General features: G+C 61.5%; 3 protein-coding genes and 2 pseudogenes. 2 read left to right on the top strand and 3 right to left on the bottom strand.

Features of this window, described 5'->3' with window-relative positions; translation table 11 throughout:
* Positions 1–855 (top strand): annotated as a pseudogene (locus H1Y01_RS19110) (hypothetical protein); the annotation flags it as partial.
* Here H1Y01_RS19110 and H1Y01_RS19115 read toward each other — a convergent pair.
* Genes H1Y01_RS19115 through H1Y01_RS19125 form a run of 3 tightly spaced genes read right to left on the bottom strand, consistent with a single transcriptional unit; the run spans position 833 to position 3,444 of the window.
* Complete coding sequence (locus tag H1Y01_RS19115) at positions 833–2,095, bottom strand: glycerate kinase type-2 family protein (RefSeq protein WP_180542423.1); 1,263 nt, start codon at positions 2,093–2,095, stop codon at positions 833–835. The pseudogene H1Y01_RS19110 and the gene H1Y01_RS19115 sit on opposite strands and share 23 nt — an antisense overlap.
* A gap of 13 nt (positions 2,096–2,108) precedes the next feature.
* Positions 2,109–2,639 (bottom strand): shikimate kinase, encoded by a 531-nt coding sequence (locus H1Y01_RS19120; protein ID WP_180542425.1) that lies wholly within the window; start codon positions 2,637–2,639, stop codon positions 2,109–2,111.
* A gap of 1 nt (position 2,640) precedes the next feature.
* The gene (locus H1Y01_RS19125) at positions 2,641–3,444 is read right to left on the bottom strand and encodes an SDR family NAD(P)-dependent oxidoreductase (RefSeq protein WP_180542427.1); all 804 of its coding nucleotides are present in this window, start codon (positions 3,442–3,444) and stop codon (positions 2,641–2,643) included.
* Between the two features lie 138 nt (positions 3,445–3,582).
* Here H1Y01_RS19125 and H1Y01_RS19650 point away from each other — a divergent pair.
* Positions 3,583–4,004: pseudogene (locus H1Y01_RS19650) on the top strand (hypothetical protein); the annotation flags it as partial.

The raw sequence follows: 4,004 nt of genomic DNA on the forward strand, positions 1-4,004 counted from the left end.
GGTAACATCAATATCGACGAGCAAAACCCGAGTCAGGTGATTGAGCATTTCGACGGGACGGAGTGGAGTGTTTCGCCCGGACCGATATTTCAACCTACCGATCAAACGGCGTTGTACGGAATAAGTGCTACTGCAGCCACTGACATCTGGGCCGCGGGAAATATCCTCACTCTGATCAATGGCGAGCAAGCCCTCTTTCCGCTGTTTGAGCACTTCGATGGGACTTCCTGGACGGCTATAACCGACGAATCGACGTCGGACGGCGTCATCTTCGGCATCTCCGCTCCGGCCGCTGACGACGTGTGGGCTGTGGGAAGCATAGCCGTCGGCGCAACGCTCATTGAACACTTCAACGGCGCCAAGTGGAGCGCGGTTCCCAGTCCCAACCCAGGCAATGGAGAGACCGTGCTCGAAGGAGTCACCGCGCTCACGCGAGATGACGTGTGGGCGGTCGGCTGGTTTGTAGAAGCGGCAAATCAGGACAGGCCCGCGAAGACGCTAATCGAGCACTGGGACGGCACGAGCTGGACGGTCGTGCCCAGTCCGAACGTGGGCGGCCCCAACACGCAATCTTTCAGCAACGAGCTGCGCGGCATCACCGCAGTCTCCGCCAACAACGTCTGGGCGTTCGGCTTAACCGACGCCCTTGGACCCGAGAGGATCACGAATCTTGCACTGCACTGGGATGGCACGGACTGGAAGATCGTGCCGACTCCGAATCCCAACCCGAGGGACGTGAGCCTTATCGACGATGTGCTGGAAGGGGGCATCGTGATACCGGACGGCAACATCTGGCTGGCGGGCGTTGCGGACGGCTTCGGCACCATGGTGCTCAAGGCTTCCGTTCCTCAGTAGCCGGTCCGGCAAGCAACAGATAGATGTCCATCACGTTGGTACGCGTAGGGCCGGTAATCAACAGATCGCCGATCGCTTCGAACAGCGGGTAGGCGTCATTGTTATCCAGATTCCGGGTGGCTTCGTAGCCGGCATTCGCCGCTCGAACGGTTGTGGACCCATCGGCGTAGGCCCCGGCCGCGTCGGTAGGGCCGTCCGTTCCGTCGGTTCCGAAGCTTGCTACAAGAACATTGTCCAGATCCGCGATTTCGAGCGCGGCGGCGAGTGCGAATTCCTGGTTCCGTCCGCCTTTTCCAGCGCCGCGGATGGTCACCGTCGTTTCACCCCCCGAAAGGATGCAGGCGGGGCGCACAGCCGGGTTCCCGCTGACGCAGACTTCACGCAGAATGGCGGCGTGCATGCTTGCGACTTCGCGGGTTTCGCCGCTGATCGTCGTGGCGAGCAGCAACGTATGGAAGCCGAGATTGCGAGCCTTATGCGCCGCTGCTTGAAGCGCCGCCCGGTTGTTACTGACGACCAGGTTGCAGACCTTGTTGAGAACCGGGTCGCCTGGTTTTGGCGTTTCCGAGCCTTCCGGGATCGGGTCGGGAATGTTGTAACGCCGCAGAATCGCGTGCGCATCGGCCAGGGTCGAGGGATCGGGCGCCGTAGGTCCTGACCCGATGGTGCCGACATCATCGCCGATCACATCCGAAAGGATCAGGCACAGGACTTCGGCCGGCGCGGCGAGTTGCGCCAGACGTCCGCCCTTGATCGCGGAAAGGTGTTTCCGCACGGCGTTCATCTCATGGATGTTGGCGCCGGAATCCAGCAGACGGCGCGTCGTCTCCTGCTTTACGGCGAGAGAAACGCCCGCGGCCGGCAGCGGCATCAGGGCGGAACCGCCTCCGCTCAGCAGGACCACCACGAGGTCGCCTTCCCCCGCCGACCGCGCCAGGTTTGCGATCTGTTGCGCGCCGAAAACGCCGGCCTCATCCGGAACCGGATGGCCGCACTCGTGGCAATGAATGCGCCGCAGTTCGGCGCCGTGTCCATACTTCGTGTTGACCCAGCCGGCTACGATGCGGTCGCCCAGCGCCGCCTCGGCAGCTTCAGCCATGCGTGCGGAAGCTTTGCCGGCTCCGACCACGAAGATTCGCTGGGCCTGAATCGCGGTGAGGCTACGGAAGACACTGCGGTACGGGTCGACGGCGGCGAGGGCGGCTTCGATAATCTTTCGGGCCGCGGTGCGGTTGTCCATCAATGTCGGCTTATCAATGAAATATGGGGAGAGAGAGCACGGCTTCCAGGTTCTCCACGGGACTATCGGAGCAGACTTCGACGCGGAAATCGGCGAGCGCGTAGTATTCGCGGCGCTCCTGGTAAAGGGTGCGCAGCTTCTCGGGATCGCGCGCCAGCGGCCGATCGGAGTTGCCGCGAACACGCTGTTCGATCACGTCGAGTTTGCAGTCGAGCCACACGCTGACACCGTTATTCTCGATCAGCGCGTAGTTCTCGGAACGGGCGAAGGTGCCGCCTCCCAGGGCGACGACCGTCGGACGGCCGCACTCAATCGCGCGCACCCGTTTGCGCATCAACTCATGTTCTACCCGGCGGAACTCGTCCTCACCGCGCTCGTCGAAGATCTCGGAGATCTTCCGGTTTTCATGTTTCTCGATTTCCGCGTCGAGATCCGAAAAGGTCCAGCCGATGTGGTCCGCCAGCATGCGGCCGAGCGTCGTTTTGCCGCTGGCCATGAAGCCGACGATATAAACGCCAGGCGTACGCTTGAGTTTCAGGATCATCTTAGTTGCCTGTCACGCGGTTTGTCAGGCGTCCTCCGGAATGCTGCAAGCGCAGCAGATGATGCTCCACCGCACGCGGCGCGAGCCGATGCATCGCGACCAGAAGCCAGCCCCATCGCGGACTCATCACAACGCGGCTGCCATGTTCAATCCCGCGCACGATATCGCGGGCGCAAGCTGAAGGTGAGATGGCGAAACGCTTGTCCCCGACCACGCGTTCCGGCGGCGCGATGCCGGCCGAGTGGGCCTGGAAATCGGTCAGCACATAACCGGGAGCCACCAACATGGGGTGCACTCCGGTCCCGGCGAGTTCCATCCGCAATCCGGCCGTAAGCATCGCCAGCGCGGATTTCGACGCCGAATAAAGCGGAATCCACGGCAGCGCGACACTACCGGCGATGGATCCGATGTTGACGATGGTCCCGCTGCGCTGCGCGCGCATATGGGGCAGCGCCGCACGGATGAGGGCGAGAGGCGCGAAGAAGTTTACATCGAACATGCGGCGTGTTTCCGGCTCGGGCGATGCGGCCACCGGCCAGTAAATTCCCCAGCCGGCGTTGTTAATCAGGATATCGATGCGCCCGAAGAACTCCACGGTTCGGCGGACCAGCATTTCGGCGCATCCGGGCGTGGTGAGATCTGCGGCGATGCTTAAGTCACCGGGATTTGAGACCGCGGCCAGCTTAGATTGCGATCTTCCGGTGAGCGCCAGCTTCGCGCCGCGTTCCCGCAAGACGCCGGCGCATGCGGCTCCGATGCCGTCCGACGCCCCGGTCAGTAAGACAACGCTACCGGCGATCTTCATGTCACCGGCACGTTTCGTTTATGGCGCATTTCGAGAGCAAGCTACTACAAATATATGCTGAGACGCTTGGGATTCGCTTTGGATTCGAGTTTGGCTAAGCCGAGCGCGGCAGGACGGGTGGGCATAGCTTCGCGTGCCTTGCTGCATAAAATTCATCGTTCACAATACCTGAAAGAGGAGGGACAATTAGGCGCAGCGGCGCATGGGTATTTCGGAATACGCGGATGCCTGTGGCTACTATTTTCAAAAATCTTGAACTTGGGCACGAGCGTGAATTCGCAGCCCGGAGCCTCGATGCGCATCCTGTTTGGCCAAGGCGTACCGGGAGGCCTTACTGCCTCCCTACGAAGCCACGATGTGACCGAGGCGCGGAAGCTCAACTGGGAGAAGGTTGCGAACGGAGCGCTGCTTAGGCTGGCAGAAGACACCGGCTATATCCGGCAGTTTTGCCGAGGTGGACATTCCCTTGAGGCAGACGAGATTCAAGGAAAGTCGCGCCGAGGTATCCATCCATCGCCGAACTTCCAGGCAATTACTCGCAGGTCATCGGGCACTCACCC

It is taken from the genome of Nevskia soli (genome assembly GCF_903970205.1).
Classification (GTDB): Bacteria; Acidobacteriota; Terriglobia; order Bryobacterales; family Bryobacteraceae; genus Bog-113.